General features: G+C 52.2%; 20 protein-coding genes. 16 read left to right on the top strand and 4 right to left on the bottom strand.

Annotated features, from left to right (window positions below; translation table 11 throughout):
- Positions 1-29: 29 nt before the first annotated feature.
- Positions 30-803: a DUF2490 domain-containing protein gene (locus SD10_RS09610; RefSeq protein ID WP_046573606.1), complete on the top strand. Its 774-nt coding sequence runs from the start codon at positions 30-32 to the stop codon at positions 801-803.
- Positions 804-1,046: 243 nt separating this feature from the next.
- On the opposite strand, the gene SD10_RS09605 is transcribed toward SD10_RS09610, so the two are convergent.
- The gene (locus SD10_RS09605) at positions 1,047-1,883 is read right to left on the bottom strand and encodes an FkbM family methyltransferase (RefSeq protein WP_046573605.1); all 837 of its coding nucleotides are present in this window, start codon (positions 1,881-1,883) and stop codon (positions 1,047-1,049) included.
- Positions 1,884-2,158: 275 nt separating this feature from the next.
- On the opposite strand from SD10_RS09605, the gene SD10_RS09600 reads away from it, so the two are divergent.
- Complete coding sequence (locus SD10_RS09600) at positions 2,159-3,097, top strand: M23 family metallopeptidase (protein WP_046573604.1); 939 nt, start codon at positions 2,159-2,161, stop codon at positions 3,095-3,097.
- A gap of 239 nt (positions 3,098-3,336) precedes the next feature.
- On the opposite strand, the gene SD10_RS09595 is transcribed toward SD10_RS09600, so the two are convergent.
- Together SD10_RS09595 and SD10_RS09590 are read right to left on the bottom strand one after the other, a co-directional pair.
- On the bottom strand, positions 3,337-3,789 hold the full coding sequence (locus SD10_RS09595) for a RidA family protein (RefSeq protein WP_052731144.1): 453 nt from the start codon (positions 3,787-3,789) through the stop codon (positions 3,337-3,339).
- 143 nt (positions 3,790-3,932) lie between these two features.
- Positions 3,933-6,302: a sialate O-acetylesterase gene (locus SD10_RS09590; protein ID WP_148562413.1), complete on the bottom strand. Its 2,370-nt coding sequence runs from the start codon at positions 6,300-6,302 to the stop codon at positions 3,933-3,935.
- A gap of 394 nt (positions 6,303-6,696) precedes the next feature.
- On the opposite strand from SD10_RS09590, the gene SD10_RS09585 reads away from it, so the two are divergent.
- A complete protein-coding gene (locus SD10_RS09585; protein WP_046573602.1) occupies positions 6,697-8,421 on the top strand; it encodes a M14 family metallopeptidase in 1,725 nt (574 codons plus the stop codon).
- 149 nt (positions 8,422-8,570) lie between these two features.
- Positions 8,571-9,194, top strand: coding sequence for a YdeI/OmpD-associated family protein (locus SD10_RS09580; protein ID WP_316933135.1), 624 nt, complete (start codon positions 8,571-8,573; stop codon positions 9,192-9,194).
- Between the two features lie 7 nt (positions 9,195-9,201).
- Here the strand turns inward: SD10_RS09580 and SD10_RS09575 are convergent, their stop codons facing one another.
- Complete coding sequence (locus SD10_RS09575) at positions 9,202-12,219, bottom strand: sensor histidine kinase (protein WP_046573601.1); 3,018 nt, start codon at positions 12,217-12,219, stop codon at positions 9,202-9,204.
- Positions 12,220-12,431: 212 nt separating this feature from the next.
- Between SD10_RS09575 and SD10_RS09570 the strand changes: the two genes are divergently transcribed.
- The 12 genes from SD10_RS09570 (at position 12,432) to SD10_RS09515 (ending at position 25,936) form a co-directional block, all read left to right on the top strand.
- The gene (locus SD10_RS09570; RefSeq protein WP_082111563.1) at positions 12,432-13,520 is read left to right on the top strand and encodes a cellulase family glycosylhydrolase; all 1,089 of its coding nucleotides are present in this window, start codon (positions 12,432-12,434) and stop codon (positions 13,518-13,520) included.
- A gap of 286 nt (positions 13,521-13,806) precedes the next feature.
- Positions 13,807-14,727, top strand: coding sequence for a hypothetical protein (locus tag SD10_RS09565; protein ID WP_046573599.1), 921 nt, complete (start codon positions 13,807-13,809; stop codon positions 14,725-14,727).
- Positions 14,728-14,808: 81 nt separating this feature from the next.
- On the top strand, positions 14,809-15,720 hold the full coding sequence (locus SD10_RS09560; protein WP_046573598.1) for a Clp protease/crotonase-like domain-containing protein: 912 nt from the start codon (positions 14,809-14,811) through the stop codon (positions 15,718-15,720).
- Positions 15,721-15,732: 12 nt separating this feature from the next.
- Entirely contained in the window at positions 15,733-16,164 is a 432-nt protein-coding gene (locus SD10_RS09555) for a GPW/gp25 family protein (protein WP_046573597.1), read from the top strand.
- A gap of 3 nt (positions 16,165-16,167) precedes the next feature.
- On the top strand, positions 16,168-18,033 hold the full coding sequence (locus SD10_RS09550) for a type VI secretion system baseplate subunit TssF (RefSeq protein WP_046573596.1): 1,866 nt from the start codon (positions 16,168-16,170) through the stop codon (positions 18,031-18,033).
- Positions 18,034-18,046: 13 nt separating this feature from the next.
- Positions 18,047-18,982, top strand: a complete 936-nt coding sequence (locus tag SD10_RS09545; RefSeq protein ID WP_046573595.1) for a hypothetical protein — start codon at positions 18,047-18,049, stop codon at positions 18,980-18,982.
- A 17-nt stretch (positions 18,983-18,999) separates the two neighbouring features.
- Positions 19,000-20,157 carry a hypothetical protein gene (locus SD10_RS09540; RefSeq protein WP_046579300.1) on the top strand — a complete coding sequence of 386 codons (1,158 nt, stop codon included), beginning with the start codon at positions 19,000-19,002 and terminating at the stop codon, positions 20,155-20,157.
- Positions 20,158-20,244: 87 nt separating this feature from the next.
- The gene (locus tag SD10_RS09535; RefSeq protein WP_046573594.1) at positions 20,245-21,165 is read left to right on the top strand and encodes a hypothetical protein; all 921 of its coding nucleotides are present in this window, start codon (positions 20,245-20,247) and stop codon (positions 21,163-21,165) included.
- A 21-nt stretch (positions 21,166-21,186) separates the two neighbouring features.
- Positions 21,187-23,709, top strand: coding sequence for an ATP-dependent Clp protease ATP-binding subunit (locus tag SD10_RS09530; protein ID WP_046573593.1), 2,523 nt, complete (start codon positions 21,187-21,189; stop codon positions 23,707-23,709).
- 44 nt (positions 23,710-23,753) lie between these two features.
- Complete coding sequence (locus tag SD10_RS09525) at positions 23,754-24,281, top strand: hypothetical protein (RefSeq protein WP_046573592.1); 528 nt, start codon at positions 23,754-23,756, stop codon at positions 24,279-24,281.
- A gap of 199 nt (positions 24,282-24,480) precedes the next feature.
- Positions 24,481-24,930 (top strand): hypothetical protein, encoded by a 450-nt coding sequence (locus tag SD10_RS09520; protein WP_046573591.1) that lies wholly within the window; start codon positions 24,481-24,483, stop codon positions 24,928-24,930.
- A 76-nt stretch (positions 24,931-25,006) separates the two neighbouring features.
- Positions 25,007-25,936 (top strand): hypothetical protein, encoded by a 930-nt coding sequence (locus tag SD10_RS09515; protein ID WP_052731143.1) that lies wholly within the window; start codon positions 25,007-25,009, stop codon positions 25,934-25,936.
- Positions 25,937-25,977 lie beyond the last annotated feature (41 nt).

Below are 25,977 nucleotides of genomic sequence, written 5' to 3'. Positions count from 1 at the left end.
TACACCTATCATGTACGCTCGTTGACCCGATGGCCCTTCGTTACGTTCTTTTCTTTCTGCTTCTTTCAGCTACCAGTTTTGGCCAGCAGTACCGAGTCATTGACCGCAACGCCATTGGCTGGTATGTCTATAACGGCGATCATAAACTGAGTAAACGCTGGGAATTACATACTGAATACCAATGGCGACGGGTGGCGTTGATTCAGTCATGGCAGCAGTCGCTGGCACGGCTTGGCTTGGGCTACAAGCTAACCGATCAGGTAAAGCTGGCGGGCGGCTTCACCTTTTTCACTACCTACCCGTATGGCGATTACCCTGTTGCGGATGCGGGCGTTCCAACCATCGAAAACCGAACGCACGAAGACATTCAACTCAGCGCGAAAATGGGCATTGTCAGCCTCCGCCATCGCTTCCGGCTCGAACAACGGTGGCTTGGAATTGGGGCCGAGGATAATCCGCGGCATATCGAAAGTTGGGAGTACCAGAATCGGGCCCGCTACCAGATTTCGGGCACGATTCCGCTTCAGGGAGCTACGATCGAGGATGGCGAATGGTATGCTAATTTCTTCGATGAATTGTTTATTGGCTTTGGCCGAAATGTCGAGCAAAATATCTTTAACCAGAATCGAATTTCAGCGGGCTTGGGGTACCAGTTTCGAGAAACCTTTGCGATTGAACTGAATTACCTCAACCAGATCTCGCAGCACCCGGAACTGGAACCCATTAGCCAGAAACCCGTCTTCGAAATTAACCATGGCTTCCGGCTGAACGTGAAATACGATCTGGATTTTAGCAAAAAGTAAGAAAATAAGTATCTCAATTAAAGGGCATTACTGTACTTTTTGTCATGCTGACTCCTTGAGCAATTGTACCAGATATCTTACCGCTGAACGTCTTGTAAAAAACACTAAATAACTAAGTTAGCAACTCCTTCAGCCACTTCCCAGACGTTTTACGATTAGTATCTCAAAAGATTCAGGAAAGAATTCATTAAACCAAGTGTAGTATTCCGGCCTGGCCATATGCCAGCGTTACCTTTCTAAAAGCTACAGCTTTTCATTGGAAATAGCGTAGAAATTAAAATTTTTCCAGCGATTCATATCCTGCTCGGAAAGCTTGACAACTTCTGTATTCTCTTCAAAATCAGCGAAATAATAAAGACTGTAGTTGTGATCAGCTACAATCCGATAGAGTTCTACCCGCTCATCAAGAGTAGCTTCTGAAAAGCACTCAGCGACTAAGGCAGGTTTGTATTGATCAATTAAAGTCGATATTGAGCGTATAACATCAATATCGTGACCTTCAACGTCAACTTTGATAAACGATAATTTCGGTAGATACTGGTTGTAATATTGATTTAAGTACGTCAATAGATTGATACCCTGTACCTTCTCCTGAAGTTTAAACTTACCATGTTGATCAGCTTCTTGCTGCGTACTTGAAACACCCCCATTACCAAACGAGGCTTCGGAAGACGAATAGATAAATTCACCTTCTTCTTCCGTAACCGCATAGCGTAAGGGTACGATGTTTGTCTTGGCCTTATTAAGCCGTGAATTAGCTTCCAGGACTTCATAGGTCATTGGATTAGGCTCAAAACCCAATGTCAATCCTTCTTTACCAACCGCCAGTGCCATCGGTACAGTTGTATCCCCAATATTAGCGCCTACATCAATGCAAAAGCTACCCAAAGGAGCCAACTGACGGAAGAAATTAATTTCTCCCTGAGTAATCGATTTGGCTGGTATAAGTGGGTTTTTCCAGTTAGCAAACTCGACGACTCCTTCCGTAGCCAATTGAAACGAATTGACCTCATGCGGGTATTTACTGGTGACACGTCTTGCCTTCTTTCGAGCAAATGATTCCTTTAGGTAGTTGAACATATTATTAATTCGTGTGAACCACAAAGGACAGGATTTTTAACCCTTGAACCAAACTACTCTACTAAGTATATCGTCTGTATCAGCCCGATTATATGATGTTTCCTCAAATGAATTAGTTTATTCTTTCATTTAGCTTCGCGTTTGGCCCGCTGGCATGTACCAGCCGTCGTCCTTGTTGGCAGGACAATAGTTAGGCCTGAATAGCGTACCGATGACGAAAAAAACTTATTTTCACCCGCTCTACTCCGTTGAAAACAGTTCATTCCACTCTTGCCATGATTCGCCTGTTCACACTCATCAGCTTAACCCTTTTGCTTTTCACCAGGACCAACGCCCAGTCGCCCATTGAGGTTTTTTATGAAAAAGACAACACGGGGGCGTATGCCTTTTTCTGTCGTAATATGGGCTTCTGCCCCTACACGGTTACCGTTACATTCACCGAATTGACCGGGCTTCGGGCCTCGGTGACGCTACCCTATCAGGCAGATGTCAGGCCGGGGCAGTATTCGCTTTTTAAGCTACAGCCTCAACCCAATCAATCCAATTCGTTTCGGTATAAAGTCAGTTTCATAAAAGGCTGTAAACAACCTAAAGTCGATACGGCAGTGGTGTATCTGCTGCCAGCGAGTCCGGGCAAACGAGTTAGTGCCACCGAATTAGCGTATATTGGCAAACTCTATGCCGGCCAGGCAGACCCCAAAGACTGGTATTCGCTGGCCATTAAAATGAACAGCGGAGACACCGTGTTTGCGGCCCGCCGGGGAACGGTATCGGCGGTGCGCAGTGATGCCGCGCTCATCGGGACTCATCTGGGATTTAACCGCGACGACAACATGGTCGAGATCAATCATCCCGACTGTAGCTTTGCCACCTACACCGTTTTCCGGCCCAAAAGTATTTTCGTCGAGCCGGGTCAGTTTGTCGAAGCGGGAACCCCACTCGGTATCGTTGGAGGTGAAAACTACGATTTTGGGCCACACGTTCGGTTTGCCGTGCATTATAATTACGAAGCGCCTGTCATCAAAAACGGCCAGCCAACCGATGAGAAGCACTATTGGGCCTATGTACCGGTTCGATTCTGGCTCAAGGACGAGCAGCAAGCCGGCCGGTTAGTGCCCCGAACGCTGTACCTGTCCGACCATCCTGCATCGATTATTGAACAGGAAATGAGCAAACGGGAACTGAAGAAGTGGCAGAAGAGCCACCTGAAATGAGGTGTTTTCTCCAATCCGTTACCTGGCAACTCACTGCTTGCCTAATCTGAATAAAAAACTCGCGCAGCCCATCAGCGGTCTTGACAATCCGAATGGGTTGGCGTTAGCTCTGGCGTTTTCGGAAGGCCTCGCGTAAACATGAGTCATCCCAAATTTCTGAAATTCGGAATGACTCATGTTTCAATGACGTCAACGATGGGAGAAAGATGTAGCGGAGTGGCTGTACCATACACGACCAGCTACTTCACGGCAATAACCTCAACCTCAATCAACACATCTTCACGAGCAAGCTGGGATACATTTTTCATCTCGACAATATTGGGCACCTGCGTAAAATAAGCCGTACCCAGATTGCTGAGCACCCGAGCATTGGTCGTATCGACAGTAACTGAAGTACCTCTGATGGAGTAGGTCACCTGGGTTACATTACGAAGCGTCATATCGACACTCTGGAGCGAGGTTTTCAGGTTTTCAAAGACCTGCTGGGCCTGTGCCCTTAAATTTCCTGGTCCCACTAATTCACCCGTTACTGTGAAGGGCCGTTGATTACACACATACACCTGCTTACCCGGAATACCCGGTTCAACTTTATATAAATAACCCGTCGGAACGTGGGGCGGTTCGATGGGTTGAGCCCGACCACAGGAGACCAGCACCAGACCAATAACTAAACTAAACAAGAGCTTTATCATAACTTATATTCGTTTTTGCATAGACATGTTTTACTATCTATCCGATTTGACACGTTATTTAAGAAATATGTTTACTCTACAACGAAAGTTAACTACCTAAAACCTGTTTACCTACATTCATACGAGAAAACCTAACTAATTGATTAACTGGATGTGCGTAGCGTAACGCTACACTGGTCGTCTTCCCCATTCGTATACCCATTTCCAGGCCTCGAGTCCGGGTCCGATTGAGTAACACTCATGATCTGCGCTTGATTTGTATAGAAACCACTGCTGGCTAACCGGACCGTAAATACTAGACTCACCGACTGTCCGGCGGGAATGGAGCGAATGGAACCGCTGAGCACTGACCCACTCAGCGTCAGGCCTGAGGCAGAGGAAATAAAAACGACACCCGAGGGCAGCACATTGTTCACGACCACGTTTGTCGCTGTTAAGCCTCCCTGATTGGTTACAATCAGGCTAATATCCACCAGTTGGCCCGTCAAGGCCGCTGGCCGACTGACTTGCATCCGTAAACTTAAGTCGGCTTTGGTCGAATCGGCCAGGGGTTGATTCCCCCGAACGATTGGAAGAAGGACCTGGCCAGGGTTGGCCGACTCATACCGATTGGGGGAATACGTAAATGTCCGTACATACGTTTGCGCTTCGTCGTCTTCTCCATTAGCCGTACCATTGTTCTGTGTCGAATTTATGTCGGGGTTAACCGTCGACGTAATTTCAGCGGTGGTGCGGTAAGTCCCTGCGGTGGTTACCCGGGCGATATATTGCTGACTGACTGTTGTGCCAGCAGATAAACCCGAAATCGTACCACTAACTATGTTGTTCGAAAGCCTGAGCGGGTTGGCGGCTGAAACGAACGTCAAATTGGGTGGTAAGCGACTTTGGATGGATACACTGCCCGCATCGCAACCACTTTTGTTATTAACCAGCAACCGAAAGCCAACGGTATCGTTGAGGGCCACAGCCAGTCGCGACGTCTGCAGGGTAATGCTTAAGTCAACAGGGGCTACTGTAACGGTCCGGCTAACGGCCGCTGACAAACAACCGTATACGGGTTCTACGGCCTGAACGCTATACACGCCTGGTGTAGTAACAACAATCGATGAGGAGGTAGCGCTCGTACTCCATAGGTTCGGCCCCGAATAAGAGGAGTTGAGCCGCAGCCCGGTACGGCGACAAATACTCAATGTGCCATTGTCTGTGGTTAAAACGGGGGAAGCAGGCTGCACAACGGCTGGCACCACTGTAGCGGGTGGGAAATAGGTCTTTTTCTGACTATTCATGATCCGGGCCGAATAGGTACCTGCGCCCACCGTTAATCGCTGGAGCAAACTGCCCGTACTCCACCGATAGGCGTATCCGGCGGGCTGGGCGATAACCACTCGATTGGAGTCAGCGCAACTCAGGCTTGTCATTGGTTGTGCCTCTGCCGTGTACGGCGCAGCAGACGCCCAAACCGTGCTGATTGCTGCCGCCCACAAATCACCGGCTTTTACCTGGCCGGTTGGTGAGAAATGAATGCCATCAGGCCGGTCGTCGATGGAGCTGATCTGGTCAAGATCAGGCCCCTGGAAGGCTTTGTAATTGGTTCGGTTTATGATCTGCGTTTGGGCCGATCGCACGTTATCAAAACGACCGCCCACAAACGAAGACAAAGCCACAATGCAGCCTAAATCTGGCTTGTTAAACTCTGTCCTCATTTTGTCGATCACTTTGCTGTAGTATTTATAGGTCGAATCGGTCGGATTTCCCCGGTCATTTTCACCATGTTGAATCAGGACGGCCCGAATGCCGGTTGTGGGCACGTAGAGATTCATCAGATTACGCAGGTTAGCATACGGCATACGCAGATCATACCGCACAAACGAATGCTGAAAGGGAATGTCGTAAGCGGCCCAGTAATTAAACTGCATGGTGGTTCCTCCAAATCCGGCATTGTACAGCAAGACGGGCACATTCAGGCGTCTGACCAATTCATCGCCCATATGCCCCCATAACCAGGCGTACTCCCCGAAAGGCGAGCTACCGTTATGGGTCATCAACTGATCGAAGTTCAGGCCGGGTATATATTGTGTATCGGCGGTATTTAGGTATTGTTGAAACGTACTGGTATTGGGGTCTACGGCTATTACCGTCACCCGGTCATCACTGGCCCCGTTTATAGAAGGACAACGGTTTACTCCGTCCACGATACAACTTGATCCCTGGGCATTGGAGTGACCGATGATCGCAAAGACCTCCCCCACGCCAAACCGCTCCACCGAATCGACTGCCACCAGATTGCCACCTTTTGATCCCCTTACCTGAATTTTATACCAGCCTCCCGTTACGTCCAGATTACCGCTGAACTGACCATTCGTTGGATTGACTTGTAAGGTAGACCAGGCTGTCGTCGTGCCTTGCCCAGTGGTCCGTACCACTGCCCGGGCTTCGACCATATCCAACTGCCGACTATAGCTACCGGCGATCTGGACCCTGGCCCGGTTGTTGGCATCTCGCTGGAGAACCATTCGATTCACCGGAAAAGTGACTTTCAGCTGTGCCAATACCGTTTCGGGTGTTACCAGGCAACCTAGTACCGCCCAACAAATTAAAATCGTCCTATACGTTACGCTCATTGGCTTCCCTTCTTTTAACATGTTAACATATTACCCGATATAGCTAACATTCGAGCAATTATGATACCGTTTTTATAAAAAAGAGAATATATTATTACTATTAAGTTCTATAATTTAACTAATAATATAATAATCAATGAGTTCTATATGATTTTCATCCGTTGAATGGCTCGGCTTCTTATATATACTAAACAGGACTGTCTATTATACGGAGTAGCGTACGACATAACCTAACTGGTGATTTTATAGGTTTCGGGGTAATTTAGGGCCGGAATACACCCTACTCATGAAAAAACCGCTTCATCTGCTACTTTGCCTGCTTGCCACATCGGTCTTCGCTCAGCCCAAACCCTCCTTCATGACACCCTACGAGCGTAGCCAGGGGAAAGAAACGGCTACCTACGCCGAAATCATTGACTATTACCAACGGCTGGATAAGCAATTTGATCAGGCGAAACTGATCGACGTGGGAAAAACAGACGTGGGTAAACCGCTGCACCTACTGCTTCTTTCGGCAGATAAAGTGTTTACGGCCCGACCCGACCGGGTCACTCTGCTGATCAATAACGGCATCCACCCCGGTGAGCCGGAGGGTATCGATGCCTGTATGATGATGGCCCGCGATCTGCTGCTGGCGAACAAGTTGCCGAAAAATGTACTGCTGGCGATCATACCCGTATTCAACGTGGGCGGCTCACTGAACCGGGGTGTATCCCGGGTGAACCAGAACGGACCGACAACGTATGGTTTCCGGGGTAATGCCCGTAACCTGAACCTCAACCGTGATTTTATTAAAGCGGAGGCAGAGAATACGCGTTCGTTTCAGACAATCTTTCAGCAGCTGAAGCCGCAGGTCTTCATCGACAACCACACCAGCGACGGGGCCGATTACCAACACGTCGTTACGTATTTTGCCACCCAGAAAGACAAACTTCACCCGGCCGTGTCGGGCTACATGACACAAACCTTTCAACCGGAACTGGATAAGCGGCTTACCGATAAAGGATTTCCTCCAGCACCCTATGTGAACCATCCAAAAGATACGCCCGAAAGCGGCCTGCTGGGTTACAACGATTCTCCCCGCTATTCGACAGGCTATGCCGCTATGTTCAACTGCTTTGGCTTTACACTCGAAACACACATGTGGAAAGATTATCCGGCGAGGGTAAAGGGCAGTTATGCCTTCGATGAAGCCGTGTTGCGCTTGTGCGAGCGCGATGCCCGCACAATTCTGGCCAACAAGCAACGCGCCGATGCGGCCGTCAGCCAGCAAACGACTTTTGCGCTCAACTACCGGCTCGACCGCACCCGGACAGATTCGGTTACATTCCTGGGCTACGAAGCGGTTTACAAACCCAGTGAGGTATCGGGTCTGAAGCGACTTTATTACGACCGGAGCAAACCCTTTACGAAACGCATTCCGTATCAGAACACGTTTGTGGCCGACCTTCAACTGACCAAACCCAATGCATACCTGATTCCGCAGGGATGGCGGGAAGCCATTGCCCTGCTGAAACGAAATGGTGTTGCCTTGCAGGCGCTCGCCAAAGACAGCCTGATCACTGTATCGGCGTATTATCTGGAGGACTATAAAACAGGATCTCGTCCGTATGAGGGCCATTATGTTCACACGGGCGTGAAGGTCAGGACGGAGACCCAACGCATACAGTTTTACAAGGGCGATTATGTTATTCCAACCAATCACCCCACAAACCGCTACCTGATGGAAACGCTGGAACCACAAGCAGCCGACTCATTTTTTGCCTGGAATTTCTTCGACAGTGTGCTGGATCAGAAGGAATATTTCGCCGATTACATTTTTGAGGACACGGCGGCTGACCTGCTTCGCAAAGACCCGGCCCTGCGCCAGCAACTAGCCGACAAGCGGGCCGCCGACAAAGCGTTCGCCGAAAATGCCGATGCCCAGTTAAACTTCATCTATAAGCAGACGCCCTATTTCGAAAAGACGTTTAACCGGTATCCGGTGTATCGATTGGAGAACAGGCCTTGACTACCCTACTTGTCGCTACTCGCTCACTACCTGAATTAGGCACCCGCCGTAGCAGACTACCCTCATGATTGACCACGAATTCACCCCCTTCAGGGGATCTAGGGATAAAATCAGTCCTGAATAACTTCAACGATCAAACAAGCTGGCGAATGAAGATGCCCGAAAAAGAAATCGACACATTTTGCCCGACAGACCGGCAACACTGGCGGGAATGGCTGCAGGAGCACCACGATAAAAAACAATCTATTTGGCTGGTGTACCATAAAAAGAAGTCGACCAGTGACCGACTAGCGTATAGCGACGCAGTCGATGAAGCCCTTTGCTTTGGGTGGATCGATAGCGTGGCAAAACCGGTGGACGACTACACCTACAGACAGTTTTTCAGCCGGAGAAAACCGAAAAGCGTCTGGTCGAAAATCAATAAAGAAAAAGTTCAGCGACTCATTGACAGCGGATTAATGACCGAGGTCGGGATGAGGGCTATTGATATAGCCAAACAGAATGGCTCCTGGACAATTCTGGACGATGCCGAAGCGCTGGTTATCCCTCCAGATCTGGAAGAGGCTTTTCAAAAAAGGCCGAACGCAGGACGTTATTTCCAAACGCTAAGCCGGTCAGACAAACGAAACCTTCTACAGTGGCTCGTGCTGGCCAAACGGCCAGAAACCCGACAAAATCGAATCCTTGAACTGATCGACCAGGCCGACCAAAATCGGAAGCCAAAACAAATTCAGGGGGGGCTAAATAAACAACCACCCGAGACTCCTGTGTAACAATGGGTTAGAACAACACCGGAAAACTGAGTTGCAGCGATGTACCCTGCCCCGGCACAGAGGTGATGGCCAACTCGCCGTGCAGGTTTTTAGCCCGCATCTGCATATTTCGAACGCCATTCCGTTCCGTTTCTGCGTTCGGATCGAAGCCGATCCCGTTGTCACGTACCTCCAGATAAAGGCGCTGGTGTTCCAGACTGATTTTCAGAGACGCCTGGGTCGCCTGGGCGTGTTTAACCAGGTTATTGACGGCTTCTTTCGAGATCAAATAGAGATCCTGGCGCTTTTCCATGGGCAAGGTCAGGTGCTGAATCGTATCCGGCACGCTGATCTGATAGATAATCCCCGATGCTTCGAATAACTCCGCGGCATAGCGGTTGATACGAGCAATCAAATTGCTGAGCTCATCATTATTGGGGTTGATGCTCCAGACAATATCATCCAGGGAATTACTCACATGCCGGGCTTCCGAAACGATCCGCTCAACCATCGACCCCGATGGGTGCTCGGCCGGGAGGTTTTGCTTGATCATGGTTCCTAAGATACCAATGCCACTCAGGGATGACCCAATCTCGTCGTGCAAGTCGGCTGAAATTCGGTTACGAATGTGCAGAACACGCATCAGTTGATTGATACGGTATCGATACAGGCCATATAAAAACCCAGCCACCAGCAGCACGATCAACCCCCTGAACCACCAGGTTTCGTAATAGGCGGGCAGAATCTCAATCGACAATAGAAGCGGTTTCTGGCTCCAGTTGCCAAACGAGTCGGCGGCTTTCAAATGCAATGTATACTGGCCAGGATCCAGGTTTGTATAATAAGCCCGGTGCGACGCCCCACTGTAATTCCATCGTTCATCCAGCCCTTCCAGAAAATAGGCGTACTGCGTGTTGGCTAACCGGCTATACCGCAAGGTTGTAAAATCAACACTAAACGCATTATCCGTTCGGGACAGCTGGATTGGGCGTGTGGGCTCGATGGGTCGCTCCTGCTCGTGGACGTGAAAAGACGTCACGACAACCGGCGGTAGGCTGGTCCGACGATGCAGTTGGGTTACATCGACATGATCGATCCCGTTTTGCTGACCAATGAATAACTCGGTACCCTGATGCATATAGAGCGCAGCCGTCACGGTATTCTGGCTCAAGCCATCATTGGCCGTTAAGCGCAGAAATCGCTTGTTGATTGGATTATAACTGTGGAGCCCGTCGAAGTTACCAATCCAGATCGTGCCTTCCTGATCTTCGGCCAATCGCCGGTTTTCGCGGTCATACAATCCGTCTCGGGCCGTCAACATAGTGACTAATCGCCCATTTGGCAGGCTTTCTGTCACACTTCCCCAACGGGCCGCCCACACATGGCCGTTTCTGGCAGCCAGAACGGCATTTGTGGCGAGGTCATCGGGCAATTTAGTGGTGGGCTGAGCGCCGTCGGCCCACACAAAGCGATGACCGGGCTCGGCTACATAATACAGGCCCCGGTACGTCGACAACCAAATGCGGTCGGTGGCGTCGATGGCCAGCCCCGTCAGGAAATTATTGTTTCGGTGCAGGGCTGCGCGAATGGAGTCAGACCAATACGGCAAGGGCTTACCGGTACGCATATCGAGTACCTGAAGGCCTTCGTCGTTGTTACCCACCCACAGTCGTTGCTGCCTGTCGATGAGTCCATGATCGACGAAAGGCACCGAAAACAGCGTTCCGGCCCGTTTCCCTGCTGGTGTGTCCACAAACCGATGTAGCCGCGTGTCGTAAACGATCACTCCATCGCCTTTATACCCCCAATTACGGAGCCCTATCCATAATTGAGTAGCCGTCTGTTGAAACCACATGGCTTCCGACTCGCCACGCGGAAACGGAATAAGGCTAAACCGGTTCGTTGGACGATGCCAACGAAGAATACCGGTATGTGATAAGCCCAGCCAAAAAGTCTGTCCCGTTGTATCCTGCGGATCGGCGGCTATTACTTTGACGACCACGGGCTGGCGAACTAAAGAAGTCGGCAGGGTAATGGTTCGGATAAGGTTGTCCTGAGGATTGTAGCTGAAAACGCCCGTCGAGGTACCCACCCATAAAACCCCATTACTCGAATCCCGATACAAGACATTGGTTTGAAACGGAGCCGCCTGCATGTTCGTCAGCCGAAAAAACTGACGTTGCTCCGGCCGGAATACCAACAGCCCGTTTTCATCGCCAACCCAAAGGACCCGCTTCTTATTCTCATCCTGCCCTTCTTCAACGCAGGTAATCCGGTTGGGTTCATTGGGCAATTTGAAAAACGAAAACTGCTCTGTGTCGGGATCAAGGCGCAGGAGGCCATGCCCGTAGGCGCCAATCCAGAGAATCCCGCTGGCATCGACGCAGCCCCGGCTGAGGTACAGTTGTTGACTGCGTTTTGGGTCCGGACAATCGATGCCCAGTACGCAGATAAAGCGATTGGCCCGGCGGTCGAAGCGAAAGACGCCATTATCACTGCCAATTACCCACAACCGGTGTTGTTTGTCTTCCAGAAATCCTTTTGCCTTCAGGCCCTGGTATGTTGTTTGCCGAAACGAGTAATAGTCAACATGGTGGGTGCGGAGATTCAGGCGCCCAACGCCGTTGACCGTACTGAACCAGCCTTCTCCGGTTGAACTTTCGTAGAAATAACCGGTCGTCTTGGGGGCCTTCAGGATGGGGGTCAGACGGAGCGTATGCGGATCGATGCGGCAGATCCCGCGCCTGTCGCTGGCAACCCACATCCGATTGGCCGAATCGGCAGCCATGCCTGTTATCAAATAGGTTTCGGGAAAGAGGAAACTCCGGACTGACTGCCCATCGTACCGAACCGGGCAACGGCGTGTACCGAACCAGATAAATCCCTGCCTGTCTCGGGCTATGCTATACACAGTCTGGCTGGGAAACTCGCCTTTATCCAGCAGGCGGTTAAACACGACGTTCGGCGGCTGGGCATGAAGTAGAGTTAACGATCGGCCACTCAGCAGTAGTTGAAGTAATGCTGTGACCAATAGTTTTCTGAGCATAGTAAAGGCCTGGTTAGGAAGCTTTAGGGAAATGCCCTGACCATAAAAAGAGGTTAATGCGTACGAAGCCGACGAGTCTTATTGCCTAGCAAGTTACAAACTCAATAGTGAAAACAAGCACAATGCCCGTTAAATCAATGGGTGTAAAGGGTTATTGCATATTCGGGGTGGTCGAATGACTTTTGTAGACATTCACGTTAGCGCGAACAGCCATGAAAACAAGCATGAGTACGTTGTTTTTTCTAACGGGCCTTTTACTACAGCACTGCACCAGTGCCACAGATGATTCGACTACTACGATGCCAACCTCTACAACAACTGGCCATTCAGGATTTTATGTAAACGATCGGTTCTTATACGATCCCTGCGGGAATAAAATCACGCTGCGCGGTATAAACAAGATGAACTTCTGGACGGACCGGTCGGGGGAATCCTTTCCTGAAATTGCCAAAACGGGCGCTAACTGCGCACGTATCGTCTGGAAAACACAGGAAGATAACGGTCAACCGACTAAGGCCACCGACCTCGATAAGCTGATTACAGCCTGCGTAGCCCAGAAGATGATTCCAATCGTGGAAGTTCACGATGCCACCGGCGACTGGAGTATGCTGGGGCAAATGGTCAATTTCTGGAAGCGCGCCGATATTCTGGCCGTCGTTCAGAAACACCAGAAATACCTGCTGGTCAACATTGCCAATGAGTGTGGCGACGACCAGGTTACCGACACTCAATTTACCCAGGGGTATACCAGTGCGGTTCAGCAGCTTCGGCAGGCGGGCATTCACACACCCTTACTCATCGATGGAACAGATTTCGGCAAAAATCTGGAACAGTTGGTTCGTCTGGGACCGGGCCTGATTCAGGCCGACCCCGATAAGAACCTACTCTTTTCAGTGCATATCTACTGGCCGATGGCCCAGGGGGCTACCCCTGAATTTATCAAAAACCAGTTTCAGGCCGCCGTGAACGTTGGTTTGCCGTTCATCGTAGGCGAATTCTCCGCGTACGGAGCCTATGTTGAAAAAGGAAAAGGAGACAGCTGCGGACCCGAAGGTCGGGTCGATTACAAAACAGTACTAACAGAAACCCAGCGACTTGACATTGGCTGGTTGGTATGGGAATGGGGACCCGGAAACGATGGCGGAGGTAACCCCCTTTGTGTCATCATGGATATGACGACCGACAGCAAGTTTGCTACCTTAAAAGGCTGGGGAAAGGAGGTAGCGCTTACCCATGCCGCCGGTATCCAGAAAACATCGATCCTTTCGCCCTTTCTGGCTAATAATCAGGTCTGCAAATAAAGACCATCACCGGCGTATCGCCTGCCTGATTCTTTAAAACCAACGTGTCTGGATTCCCTCCAGACCCTGACTATATCAGGGTACAGGAGCCCTGTTGCCTGTAATTCCCCGAACAACAATGAGAACCAGCCCGAAACCCCTGAACCAACTCACTCACGGTCAAGAACTTATTCATAAGGAAACATTTTTTTACCGTTCGCTCAGTGGGTGTAAAGGGTTATGGACAAGGCTTTCACGATTGAAGACCTTTGAGGCAACCAATCAGGACTCAATCCCTTTAGGTAACATGAAAAATCAACCGCTACAGCTACTTGTACTCATTGGTCTGCTCGTCCGCGTTTCGGCAACTCAGGCCCAACCGGCGGTGAACGCAACTAGCGTAAACCGTACGGACGAATCGGCTATTACAGAAACCGCTCCGCGCCAAGCAAAAGCCACGGAGTCTTCGGTGTACATAAAAGCGTATGGATTCTATAGCCTGTTAACGCCTGGGACGCAGATCAACTACAATTACTCGCAAAGCCAGTCAAGTTTACCGAACTCTTACCAGCCAGTCAAAACACGGCTGGGGCAAGGTCCACGCGCAGGTATTGGCCTTGGCCTGATCGCCAGTGACTTTATCAACGTTGGCATTGATGCCGACCTCCTTTTTGGCACCGCGTTGACAACCAACTATGATGTTTTCGTAGGCAGCGACAGTAATTTAAGTCGGTATGTTATTTCGAACACGACGACCCTGAAGGTACTGTCGGTTATTCCTAGCGTCACATTTAAAGCCCTTTCGCGGCCGAGCTATTATATCTACAACCGGCTTGGTCTGGTTGGGGGTATCGTGCTGGAGTACAAGACAATAGACAATAGGCTGGAAACCCCTACTAAAGGCGCAAGCACGACATCGATAGGCACTGCCAACTACACAAAAAACTCACTGGCAATCGGGTATCAGGCGGCCTTGGGGATTCAGTTCCGGCTAAGCCAGGCCATTCGGGGGTTTGTTGAGGTGGTGGCTTACAATCAGTCCTTTAAGCCAAAAGAAATTCAGAGTACCACGGTCAGCACCAAAAGTGGAATCAGTACGACCCAAAGTTCTACCACGGAATATAAAAGCCAGGGCGACTTCAATAAGTCGGACCCATCTGAGCAACCCAATTTCAACGTTGCGATCAACAGTGTCGGTGCCGGAGCAGGTCTGGTAGTCCGATTTTAAGCACGACCGGATCAGTCAGGCTGAGGCAGTCCACAACTTGACCGTAGTCCTATGTTTCTATTCATCTTAAATCAGATAGCCATGAATCGATTCTTCGTCCTACTCCTTGGCCTGCTTGTGCGGGTTACGATAGGGCAAGCCCAGTCTACTCTTGCCATAAACACAGTAAACCCTTCAGGTCAATCAGCTACGACAGTGGCAGTTCCTCACAAAGCAAAGGCCACCGAAGCGCCTTTTTATGTAAAGGTTTACGGGCTTTATGGCCTGATTACACCGGGTGTACAGATTAGCCACAGTGAGTTACAAAGTTCCGATGGGTCAGTATTTACGTTTAAGACGGCCACTAAAGGATTAGGGGCTGGTCCACGGGCCGGTATCGGGCTTGGCGTTATCGTCAGTGACTTCATCAACCTGGGCATTGATGCCGACATCCTCTTCGGATCAGACCTAAAGATTGTCAATAGCTACACTGACGGTAAAGCTACCTATGGTAATACGGAGACCTCTACGCTAAAAGTTGTGTCGGTGATACCAAACATTACGTTTAAAGCCTTGTCGCGCCCGGCCTACTACATCTACAACCGGCTGGGATTGGTGGGCGGAGTCGTGCTGGACTATAAGACGGTTAGCAACTCCCTTGAGGCCCCTACGGTCGGGGTCAGTACTACGTATGGGTCTACCAGTAATTATACAAAAAACTCATTGGCGCTAGGGTATCAGGCGGCCCTGGGAATTCAGTTTCGGCTAAGCCAGGCCATTCGGGGGTTTGTCGAGCTCGTTGCTTATAATCAGACATTTAAGCCGGAACGACTCGAATTTACGAGCAAAACTCCGACCAGCACACAGGTTACAGTTACCGAATACAAAGATCAGGGCGTCGAGATACCGACCACGAATCCGACAACCCGCAAACCGCAAACGGGTCAGTTGGCAAGCTTTACGGTTCCCATGAATAGTATCAGTGTAGGTGCCGGGCTCGCATTCCGGTTTTAATCGCGACCAGCTATGCCACAACCCTACTACGCCTTACCCTTGCGCCTAGATGAAGTGATACAACGCCGGCCGCACCCGACCTGCTCGCTGCCGCAGTCGATCGCCCAGAATCTGTACCTGATGCTGACGACGCACTTCGCCGAGTCTCGGTTCGACGAAACGTTTGGGTGTAGTCTGTGGGACGAAGACTTTTCGAATCAGGCCAACAGCCGCTGGAAAGAGGCTATCCGGCAGTCCATCGAATTGTCCGTGGCGGAACACGAAAAACGACTCACACAGGTGCACGTGCGTGTGGATATGACCGACCAGGAAATACAATTCAATCGAACCAATCGGCGGATAAAACGGCGATTGACGGTCTGGATCGATGGGCTGCTGACCCGGACAAACGAATCATTTTCTTTTCACCGGAGCCTGTTTCTGGCTCCGCTTTCAACCGAATAAACGATGGCTCCTATTGATCTGGTTTCGGAAGGATTCGCTCGCGAGCGGGTGAAAACCCGTATGCTTCGCCGGGCCGCCGACCTGTGGGGCTACGCCGAGGCCGACCTGGACAGCTTCGACCCGCTCGTGGCTCTGCTGATCGAAGCCTGTGCGATGGAATTCGAACGGATGGCGGTGGACGTAGGGAATACGCAGACCCGGCTACTCGACCGGCTGGCCAAGGTACTGCACCCTGAGCCTGATGTAGCACGGCCTGCTTTTGGCGTCGCCCAGGTGCGGTCGGTTGAGCCGCAGGCAACAGTGTCGCCCACAACGCAACTGGGCTACAAACGGACCCCAACAACCCGCACCGACCCGGCCAGCACCACCGAAACCTACCTTTCGCCCGTGGGCACCTACCCGATTGTCGATGGGGCGATCCGGTATATCGCCACCACCGAAGCCCTGTATCGAATCGACGAAGCGACCCAGAAAACGCCCGTCGCTCAGCGGCAGGGAGTTCCGGTTGTGCTGCCTTACCAATTCCTTTGGTTGGGATTGGAACTAGCCGATAACCTGCCCTCGCTGGAAGGCCTATCGTTCTTTTTCGACTGGCCTGCGGATGAGAGCCAGGTCGATTATTGGGCACTGCCGGCACAAAGTTCATGGCGGCTAGCCGGGCAGGAGTTATTGGTTCAACCGGGTTTGTTCCACACGGCTACGGCTGCACCTGCCGGTTCGTTGTTAGCCAATGTGTTCGATGGCATGGGCAATGTGGAGAAACAGGCCGTTCTGGCCTATGATCGTCATTTTGTTACAATCACCGGTGCGCCTACGTTTAAATCGTCCGGTCTGCAGCGACAGCTTTATCCGGCTTCCGTGGGTCAATGGTTCGCCGACCGGGATTTGCGTGTGCTTAAAGAGCCGCTCTGGTGGATCGAAATTCAATTGCCCCACACGGTTAGTCCACAGGTGCTGACAGGCATGAGCGTCGGGATGAACTGTTTCCCGGTGATGAATCGGCGGCTTCATCGAATCACCTACCGGCTTCAGCAAAACCTCAACATCATCCCCCTCGAAACAGACCGATGTTTTTTAGCCATGCGGGACGTTCGGACCAGCCAAAACCGCCAGCTAACGGCCATTCCACTCGGAAACCTGTCGGATATGGCCCCCGATTCCTATACCGTTCAATACGGTGTCAGCCGCTTCGATGAACGCGACGCCCGCCAGACCCTGATTAACCTTCAGGATTTACTGCACGACGAAAGTGCCTCATTTGCTGCCCTGGGCGAAGATTTTCTGACGTCAGTTATTCGGGAACTCAACCAGGCGCTGGCCCGGCTCGAGGCCAAAGTAGATCAGAAAACCCGTAAACGGGACACCATTCCCTACCTGATCATTAAGCCAAAACAGCCCGGCGATACCGTTTTTATCGAGTACTGGACGAGCGAGGGCGATGCGGCCAATCGACTGCCCATTGGGAGCCGGCTTAGTCCCTACGCCGATAATTCGCTTCGTAAAGACGGCGGTTTTCTGATGACGACAACCACCGGTGGTCGTGAACGGCCCAATGAGTCGGAGAAAATTATCCAGTACAAACGGGCTTTGCTGACCCGAAACCGAATCGTTACGCTCGAGGACGCCCGCGCCGTTTGCCAGGCCGAACTGGGCGTGCACCTCCAGTCGTCACGGGTGGAGCGGACCTTTCGGGTTGACACCCAGCCGGGCAACGGATTTCAGCGGTGCATTCGAGTAAGCCTGAAACCGTCGGCCATGAGTCCCTATTCACCCACCGACTGGCAGCAACAGGCGCGGTTGCTGCAAATAAGTCTCGAACAGCAATCGGTGGCCGCGCTCCCTTATGAGGTTATTGTTGTACCCAGTTGACCCCGAAGACCGCATGGAACCAATAGAAGCTTATGCCGAACGCCTGAATCACCTCCCCGTCGACCTGCGGGCCGAAGTGGTGCTGGCCGATATGCTCGAAGAGGGTATCTCACCCGACGACTTGATCATCAATCCGGTGGGCTTGTTCAAACGGGCCTTTGCGCGCGACATCGACCAGGTTCACTGGGTAGAATCGCAGCAGACCACGCAACGGTGGTTGCAGATCGATCTGAATCGCAGCGGCCTGTATGACCTCTTACCCGAGGGCGTCTTTCACCAGCCAACGAGCCCGGACGCGTCGGCATCGACGGAAGCTACCCTCCGCGAAATGACCATTCAGCAGGAGCGCGAGAAGGCCGCCCGGCGGTTTTTCCTACCCATCGAGCAGGAGTTTTTCCGGCAGCGCATTCGGATCGAACAGGAGCAACGGGCGTTTCTGCTGGGCACCGATACCCTTCTACCCGACGACGTGCTGGGCTGGTTTTGGGCGTTGCCGGATTTCCTGACACCCACGCAACGAAGACGCCTGTTGTATCTGCTGCCCGTCATCCACCAGATGGCGGGTGACCTGGTGGCGATGGAAACGTGCTTTGGCCAACTGATCGAAGAGCGCGTATCGGTACAGCTGGATGCGCCGGGGAAGGCGTTTGTTCACCACGACCTGTCGACACTGGGCCAGTGGCAGTTAGGTGCCGACTCGGTGTTCGATGGCTGGCTATATGACGGAGAACCTTTGCTGCGGATCACCGTGTCCATCGACCGCCCGGAACGACTGACCCACTACCTGCCGGACGGCAACGGACAGCGGCTGATCGACTGGCTTGCGGGTTACCTGGTGCCACTGGATGTTGGCATCAGCGTAGAGCTGGATACCTCGGCCCTTACCGATACTTTTTTATTCACGGAGGAGGACGCCTTCGGACGACTGGATTTTGCGACGACTCTATGATCGACACGCCTACTGCTATGACCGTACCACAACTCAACTATCCGCCCGTCAACTGGATTGACGGCATGAAGATAGCCCGCCGACACTTTACCGAGTGGGAAAACTTTATGCATGATCAGCTCCGCGATAGCAATGCGCTGGGCCTTTCCCGCTTTCGTTATGGTATTTTGCCCGCCGACGATGCCCTCGACCTGCAGATTCAGTGCGATTTTAACCAGCAGATTCGGGTGCAGTTGCGGAGTTGCCGGGCCATCAGCCCGCATGGTGCCCGAATCGACTATTTTAACGCCACGGATTCGCTGACCTGTACAACCTCGTTTTCGGCCCTGGCCGAAGCCTACGGACTGCAAACCGGCAAGCCTCAAACGTTCGATGTGGTGCTGACGATCGACCCGTTTACCCGCATTCCGACGGGCGAACCCATCCTGACCGAAACCCCACCCCGCCATCCGCACACCCGTCCCGAATATCGGCTCGACATAGTGCCGTCGGTGCAGATACGTCCCGCCGAACTCAGCTATCAGCTAATCGTTGGGCGCGTTCGCTATGGCAATGGCGAAGTGCAGGCCGATACCAGTTACGTGCCTGCCTGTACCTCGACCTATAGCCTGCCCCGGCTTCAGCAATGGCATCAGCAATTCGGCAGGCACCTAGAGTCCCTGGAAACCAATGCGTATAAGATTACCCAGCGCACGAAAGAACGGGACACCAAGAATGCCCTGCAAAGCAGCACGCTACTGATGGCCGAACGGATGGCCTTTGTTCTGGGAGACATCAGTACCCGGTTTAGCTGGATCATTCCCTACGAGCCACCCATTCAGATGGCCGAAATTCTGCTACGACCCATTCAGGCCGTGCGGGTGGTGATGACCATGCTGAGTGGCCGCGAACGGGAAGAATTCATTGGCTACATCAGCGAGTGGGCCGACCTGACACCCGGCGCCTTCGAGGCCCAGTTGAATGCCACGCTGCAACTACCCTACCAGCATACCGAAGTAGCAACCCTGCTGACGGAAGTCGATACGTTTTACCAGACCCTGTCGAACGTGTTCTACAAACTGGCACAGCTGGACTTCATTGGCAAGCGGAAAGGGCAAAACGTGTTCATCATCGAGCATGAAGTAAAAGACACGCCACCCGAAAAACCCCGATCGCGCTGGAGTCCGCTGGGGTAACATGGCCCGGCCATCCGGTGGGTACCGACCTAAACAAAATAGCCAACTCTACTTAAGACCCCCTTTCTAACTCAAGAAAACATACTGATGGAACCGCTTAACAAACCCGAACGGCAACAGGCATTGGGCCGATTTATGGGGGTTTATTGCCTGTCACTGAGCCTGCCCCTGCTGGCGGTCTATCTGCTGTTCAGTGCTCCCAACTACGTGCTCAAGCAGGAAAATGCCCGGCTCAACGAAACCTTGACCGAGCAAACCCAGAAACTCCGAAAACCAATGAGTGGGGTAACGACCGACCTCCGAACGCTTCAAACCACCGATCAGGCCTATCTGAAGGCGACCGACATTGAGAAGGGGAGTCTGAAAGCGCAGCTCTCTGGTCTGGAAAATGGTCTGCAACATCAGGTCAATAATCTAAAAGCGGATACAGCAACCCTGCAACCCCTTAACAAACAACTGTCACACGACATTATTGGGGCCTACGATGCCGTGTTAACCTACCGCAACAGCATCAGTTACCTGCGTGAGCTACTGGAAAAAGAAGGCATCGATGCCAGTCAGGTCGATAAGTTAACAGCAGCGCTCACCCAGGCCCGGCAGGAAAATGAAATGCTAAAAATCCTGGCGGCCAAATCGGGAGCCCCGGCTCCGGTTGCGGCTCCGGCGGCTGGTGGGGGCGGCCCTAATTACCTGCCCCAGTTTCAGGAGTGTTCGAACAAGCTTAGCGCAGCCCAAACCCGCATCAATCAGCTTCAGGACCAACTAAAAGCAGCCGGTAGCGCTCCGGTGGCTGCGCCCCCCACCACGGCTGGCGTTTCCCGGGCCGACGTTGAAATGGAAATCGTTGATCGGTGCGAGAAAAAAGCCGACGCCACTAATAAACCTCCGCTCTGGCGACGGCCTCTGTATGAATTCGCCATGGAAACGCTCGAACGAAACACCCGCCCCGATGCCCGGCAACGCATCACTACGATCAATGATAAACTGCGCCGGTTAGGTTCCGACTGATTTTATAAACTCCTGATTCTGATGGCATACACCGAAGACGTTAAGCGGGCTATCCAGATTGCTCAGTCGCTCTCCAAAGAGTATCAGAACGAGCTGTTCACCCCGGCGCATTTACTGATGGGCCTGCTCCACAACGAGGTTGGCATGGCCTCCTGGCTGGCCGTGATTGGCCAGGACGTACCGTACCTGCGCGAGTGGGCCGAAGTCCGTATGGAAGCGAGCCCCAAAGCAAGCCGCCTGTCGCCCAACCCGCCGGGCGATGAGCAGGTGAAAACTGCGATGGAGCTGGCCGACCTGGTGGCCATGCAGTTGGGCAAGGCCCAGACCGATCCGGTTTGTGTACTGATCGCGTTGCTCAAATCCGGCGTGGCGTTCAGTGCCGAGCAACTCCGGAGTTTGCCCTTAACCCAGGCCGACCTGATGCAGGCGGCTCTGGCCGATACCGATGTTGAAAGGGCGGTGACCGCAGATACAAAGACGAACGAATCGAAGCCTGCCAGCGCACCGGGCACCTTGGGGCAGGCCCTGCTTCGCTTCTGTGTCGATAAAACAGCCATGGCCGCTGAGGGCCGGTTAGACCCCATTATGGGCCGCGACCGCGAGGTGCGCATGATGACCGAAACACTGGGCCGACGAACCAAACCCAACGTTATTCTGGTGGGTGAGCCGGGTGTTGGCAAAACGGCGCTGGCGGATGGTTTTGCCCTGAACATCGTGGCGGGTCAGGTGCCCGATTACCTGCAAAATGCCCGACTGCTCGAACTGGACCTGGGGGCGCTGGTTGCCGGAGCATCGTACAAAGGCGAGGTTGAAGATCGCCTGAAGAGCATTTTGAATGAGGTAAAGAAAGACGAGAAAATCATCCTGTTCATCGATGAAATTCATCAGTTGCTGGACAGCCGCGGGCCACTCGGTACGGGCGTTGCCAATCTGCTCAAACCCGAACTGGCAAAGGGGAACCTGGTAGTCATTGGGGCCACGACGCTGGACGAATACCGCAAATACATCGAAACGGATGAGGCATTCAGTCGGCGGTTCGATGTGCTGCGCGTAGACGAGCCGACGGTAGATACTGCCATTCGGATGATTCAGCGTCTGGTTCCTTTTTACGAAAACCATCACAAGCTCAGCGTTGGCACCGATGCCGTATCCGAAGCCGTTGAACTGGCCAAACGCTACAGCCGAAATCGTCGGCTACCCGACTCGGCCGTCGATTTGCTCGACCGGACGCTGTCAGCCGTGCGGATGATCAGCGAACGAACCCCTGCCGAAGTCATCCAGCTGTCCGAACAGCTCGATCAGTTGACCGTGAACACCCACAGGAGTGATACGCTGAACGAGTTACGGCATCTGTATCAGGAGCTGGAAAATAAGATCAGCCCCATTCTGCTGGCGAATCTGATGAGCGATACCCCTGCCGGCGAAGAGCCGGAAGCTGATCCTTTTGCCTCGGCTCCGACGCTGGCCGATCATATCCGGCAAACGCTGAGCCGGCTGACGAATATGACGGCTGTAGCCAGAACAAATGTGGATCGGCATGATGTGGCTGCGGTGATTTCGCATAAAACGGGAATTCCACTAGGGAAAATCCAGAGTCAGGAGCGCGATAAGTTGCTGGCGATGGATGAAGTACTCAAAAAGCGGGTGATTGGTCAGGATCATGCCGTAAAGGCCGTCGCCGACGCCATCCTGGAGGCCCGATCCGGCCTGACGAAAGCGGGTCAGCCCATTGGTTCCTTCTTTCTGCTTGGACCAACGGGAACCGGCAAAACTGAGCTGGCCAAGTCATTAGCCGATTTCCTGTTCAATGACGAGTCGTTTTTGATCCGGTTCGACATGTCGGAATTCAAGGAAGAACACTCGGCGGCTTTGCTCTATGGGGCACCTCCCGGCTATGTAGGATATGAGGAAGGCGGCCTGCTGGTGAATAAAATCCGCGAGAAACCGTATTCCGTCGTGCTGTTCGATGAGATTGAAAAAGCGCACCCGTCGGTATTCGATATCTTCCTGCAAATTCTCGATGAGGGGCGGCTGCATGACCGGCTGGGTAAAGAGGGCGATTTCTCAGATGCCGTGGTCCTCTTCACCTCCAACATCGGCAGCCAGCTGGTCATCGACCGATTCGAGGCCGGACAGATTCCGGCAACGGCTGAGCTAATGGACTCCATGAGCCGCCACTTCCGGCCGGAATTTCTGGCCCGGCTGACAGAGATTGTGCCTTTTGCGCCTATTTCGGAGGAGAACGCCGTGCGCATTTTCGACCTGCACCTGCGTGGTCTGACCGATCAGCTAGTGAAGCAAGGCATTACCCTTACGCTCAGTCCGGAAGCCCGTAAGCACATGGCGTTATCTGGCTTTACGCCCCAATACGGTGCCCGGCAACTCAAGGGTGTGATTCGGAACCAGCTCCGGCGTCCCATATCGCGGATGATCGTAGCCGGTGAAGCCGCCAAGGGGTCGCTGATCAGGGTTGACCTAGCCGACAATCAGACGATGGCCTGGCGTTGTGAGCCTCAGAAGGAATTACAGCCACAACCGGCGTAGTAATACAAGCTACTTACGAATAGACAAATAACTCAGTAACCAATATGGGAGCTTGTAGTGGGTTAGGGGTTTGCAAAGGGTTGCAAACATTCGAAGGGAATAAGCCCTGTCCGGCCGTCAGAACACTGGCGCAGGTGCTGCTGGACAACGTGCCGTTGCTAACCGAAACATACGTGGAGGTGAACGGCAGACCACTGCCACGGCTACAGTGGAAAAAAGATGGTACGCTGAACCGGCATGATGCGGGTCTGGCTCTGGACCTGATTCTGTTTGCCGACCGGGCAAGCGAGCAACAACTGGCCAATGAGTTAATCGAAGCTTTTCTGGAGTGCCGTCCGGAGATGCAATGGTATAGTCTCATCTATATGAATTTCCAGTATGACCGCAACGGCAATCGAAGCCCATATACGGAAAGCAACCTGCATATGACTCATATTCATATCGACTGGCTGAATTACAGCTTGTACGAGCAGACCGGCAAAACCAGTATTCCCTGGCCCCCGGAAGCCTACAGAACAGGCTTTGCCGACATAGTGAAGGAGCGTCTTGCCCAAACCTATAGCAGTTGGTAAGTAAACGAAAGCGCCTGGTTAAACATCGTTTTGGGGGTGTAATACCTGGCTAAACCATGTCGCCAAAGATCCGGCCCTTCGCGAACGGGTAAGAAGCTGGGCACATAAGGCCATTGTAACAGCGCTGACATAAGTCAGTGTCATAACAGTGGCCCTTAGGAATGCACTGGACAGATTAAAGACAAATAATAAACGAACGATGAACCTACCCATTCAAAAATCAAAATGGAGCCTTTCCACCGCTAATGCCGTCACGGGCAGTATTTTATTAGGAACGTTGGGCGGTGGCGAATTTCTCATGGAACCTGACGATCAAAAAGGAACAATTTACCGGTTCCCATACATCGTGGGTGGGCTGGGGGTCAGTCCAATGCCCGTTGGTCTGGACTTTAGCCATGAAAGTATGCCCGGCACTGGCACACGTATCCTACAATGGACGGATAAACTCGTGAAACCATCCGACTTTTTAGGGCTCTTCAGAATCGTGACCATAGAAGTAAACTACGGCCCCGGTGTATCGTCCAGCGTGTTGATTTTTGGTCCGGGAATGTTTTGGGACAAAGGGTATTGCGCGTTGATTGGCGGGCAGGCGGGCATTCCGACCATCGGCATAAGCGGATGCTTTGGATACGTTATCGACTGGTATTGAGCAGCTATCCACTGATCTGAATGAGGCCAATAAGCACAAACAGCTTGTACATAACACGTTCTAAAGCCCAGAAAGTATGACGATCCATTTTTCGCAGCGTGGCAACCGGTGGGACTCCCTACTGTTCCCGATTGAGGACAATCGGTTCGAACTGACGCTGCAGTTCCGAATCCGGCTGGTCCGTATCGAGCCAACCACTCAGTATAACGATACGAACACCTATGCGAAGGGCGATGGCAATTTACAGTACGCGGATGGTCATCGTACCATTAAGCTGGAACCCTGGAATGACCTGGAATGGGAGATGTACAAGCGTGAATTCAAAAACGTGCTTGAGCGAAATTGGGGAGAGCGATTTGTGCTTACGGCCAACAAAGCCTGGTATACCCCCCGGCCTGGCAGTGCACCGGTCAACCCTATTATTAAATGTAGCCTGGCGATCCAGGTGGTTGATTTTGTCGATCAGCAACCTCATTTCATGTTCCGCTGTATTCATTTTCATCCGGCTAGCTACCCCGACCATTTTCGGTCTTATGCCAGTACCTATTATGGGCTGGGGTTGATCACGCACGAAGATGTGAAGATCGTCTGGGGCCCGCAACGAACGGTGAATCCGAATGGCATCATATTCGGGCAGATACCCGTCATTCATGAGTTTGGGCACATTCTGGGATTTGATCATATCAATGGCGATGGAAATGATGAAAGTGCCTACGGCGTAACGATCGACCAGCAGAATAACGTGATGGGCATGGGCTATTCATTTGCGGATAAACAGGCCGAGCCCTGGGAACGGGCCATGAACAGGCATCTGGTTCGTGAAAACCGGTACGACCAGTCTGTGAAGTTCACGGGTCATGTCGATGGCCCACAAATTACAGCCTATTGGGATGATAACTGGGTATCGGCGTCCGATCCAGCACCGGCGAGCGTCCCCATTGATGATGCGGTTCAGGGGCTGGCAGGTGTGACCTGGAAACACATGACCAACCTGCCAAACCGATAGCCGCTCAGAGAATAACCCGACTTTTCCATGATACTCAATAA

The organism is Spirosoma radiotolerans, from assembly GCF_000974425.1.
In the GTDB taxonomy this organism is placed as follows: domain Bacteria; phylum Bacteroidota; class Bacteroidia; order Cytophagales; family Spirosomataceae; genus Spirosoma; species Spirosoma radiotolerans.
The sequence above is the reverse complement of the archived record's forward strand: the minus strand, read 5'-3'. Positions and strand labels throughout refer to the sequence as shown.

Bases quoted from the DNA above. Each gene is read 5' to 3' on its own strand.
- SD10_RS09610 (WP_046573606.1), top strand. From the start codon at position 30: ATGGCCCTTCGTTACGTTCTTTTCTTTCTGCTTCTTTCAGCTACCAGT.
- SD10_RS09605 (WP_046573605.1), bottom strand. From the start codon at position 1,883: ATGTTCAACTACCTAAAGGAATCATTTGCTCGAAAGAAGGCAAGACGT.
- SD10_RS09600 (WP_046573604.1), top strand. From the start codon at position 2,159: ATGATTCGCCTGTTCACACTCATCAGCTTAACCCTTTTGCTTTTCACC.
- SD10_RS09595 (WP_052731144.1), bottom strand. From the start codon at position 3,789: ATGATAAAGCTCTTGTTTAGTTTAGTTATTGGTCTGGTGCTGGTCTCC.
- SD10_RS09590 (WP_148562413.1), bottom strand. From the start codon at position 6,302: ATGGTTCTCCAGCGAGATGCCAACAACCGGGCCAGGGTCCAGATCGCC.
- SD10_RS09585 (WP_046573602.1), top strand. From the start codon at position 6,697: ATGAAAAAACCGCTTCATCTGCTACTTTGCCTGCTTGCCACATCGGTC.
- SD10_RS09580 (WP_316933135.1), top strand. From the start codon at position 8,571: ATGAAGATGCCCGAAAAAGAAATCGACACATTTTGCCCGACAGACCGG.
- SD10_RS09575 (WP_046573601.1), bottom strand. From the start codon at position 12,219: ATGCTCAGAAAACTATTGGTCACAGCATTACTTCAACTACTGCTGAGT.
- SD10_RS09570 (WP_082111563.1), top strand. From the start codon at position 12,432: ATGAAAACAAGCATGAGTACGTTGTTTTTTCTAACGGGCCTTTTACTA.
- SD10_RS09565 (WP_046573599.1), top strand. From the start codon at position 13,807: ATGAAAAATCAACCGCTACAGCTACTTGTACTCATTGGTCTGCTCGTC.
- SD10_RS09560 (WP_046573598.1), top strand. From the start codon at position 14,809: ATGAATCGATTCTTCGTCCTACTCCTTGGCCTGCTTGTGCGGGTTACG.
- SD10_RS09555 (WP_046573597.1), top strand. From the start codon at position 15,733: ATGCCACAACCCTACTACGCCTTACCCTTGCGCCTAGATGAAGTGATA.
- SD10_RS09550 (WP_046573596.1), top strand. From the start codon at position 16,168: ATGGCTCCTATTGATCTGGTTTCGGAAGGATTCGCTCGCGAGCGGGTG.
- SD10_RS09545 (WP_046573595.1), top strand. From the start codon at position 18,047: ATGGAACCAATAGAAGCTTATGCCGAACGCCTGAATCACCTCCCCGTC.
- SD10_RS09540 (WP_046579300.1), top strand. From the start codon at position 19,000: ATGACCGTACCACAACTCAACTATCCGCCCGTCAACTGGATTGACGGC.
- SD10_RS09535 (WP_046573594.1), top strand. From the start codon at position 20,245: ATGGAACCGCTTAACAAACCCGAACGGCAACAGGCATTGGGCCGATTT.
- SD10_RS09530 (WP_046573593.1), top strand. From the start codon at position 21,187: ATGGCATACACCGAAGACGTTAAGCGGGCTATCCAGATTGCTCAGTCG.
- SD10_RS09525 (WP_046573592.1), top strand. From the start codon at position 23,754: ATGGGAGCTTGTAGTGGGTTAGGGGTTTGCAAAGGGTTGCAAACATTC.
- SD10_RS09520 (WP_046573591.1), top strand. From the start codon at position 24,481: ATGAACCTACCCATTCAAAAATCAAAATGGAGCCTTTCCACCGCTAAT.
- SD10_RS09515 (WP_052731143.1), top strand. From the start codon at position 25,007: ATGACGATCCATTTTTCGCAGCGTGGCAACCGGTGGGACTCCCTACTG.